The sequence below is a fragment of the Streptomyces sp. CA2R106 genome, from assembly GCF_037034245.1.
Taxonomy (GTDB): Bacteria; Actinomycetota; Actinomycetes; order Streptomycetales; family Streptomycetaceae; genus Actinacidiphila.
In genome coordinates this window covers 1-620 of record NZ_JBAGKC010000159.1, presented here as the reverse complement: position 1 = coordinate 620, position 620 = coordinate 1, and the positions used below count along the sequence as shown (strand labels likewise).

Here is a 620-nt window from a genome sequence, read left to right as displayed (position 1 = left end):
GTCGAAGGGCTCGCCGATGATGTCGCCGACCGTCATCCGGGGGTTCAGCGAGGTGTAGGGGTCCTGGAAGACCATCTGGATGTTCCTGCGGACCGCCTTCAGCGCCCGCCCGGACAGCTTGGTGATGTCCTCGCCCTTGTAGAACACCTCGCCGGAGGTGGCCCGCTCCAGGTTCATCAGCAGCTTCGCCACCGTGGACTTGCCGCAGCCGGACTCGCCGACGATGCCGAGCGTCTCCCCCGCGTACAGGTCGAAGGAGATGCCGTCGACGGCCTTGACCGCGCCGACCTCCTTCTGGAACAGGATGCCGCGGGTCAGCGGGAAGTGCTTGACCAGGTTGCGGACCCGCAGGATGGGCTCAGTCACCGATCGTCTCCTTCCAGAAGTGGCAGGCGCTGCCGCGCTCGGCGCCGACGGTGTGCAGCTGCGGGACCTCGGTCCGGCACACGTCCCGCGCGATCGGGCAGCGCGGGTGGAACGCGCAACCGCCGGGGATACGGGTCAGGTTGGGCGGCAGGCCCTTGATCGCGTAAAGCTCCTGGCCCTTGCGGTCCAGCCGCGGGATCGACTGGAGCAGGCCCTTGGTGTAGGGGTGCGCGGGCGCCCGGTAGATGTCGTGC

The 620-nt window shown here is 68.5% G+C and carries 2 protein-coding genes; both read right to left on the bottom strand.

The features are described 5' to 3' along the window. Window positions 1-366 (bottom strand): ATP-binding cassette domain-containing protein (locus tag WA788_RS35510; protein WP_335984629.1); only part of this gene is annotated, 366 nt, incomplete at its 3' end. Further along, window positions 359-620: oligopeptide/dipeptide ABC transporter ATP-binding protein (locus tag WA788_RS35505; protein WP_335984628.1), on the bottom strand; the 262-nt coding region annotated here is incomplete at its 5' end. The genes WA788_RS35505 and WA788_RS35510, both read right to left, overlap by 8 nt.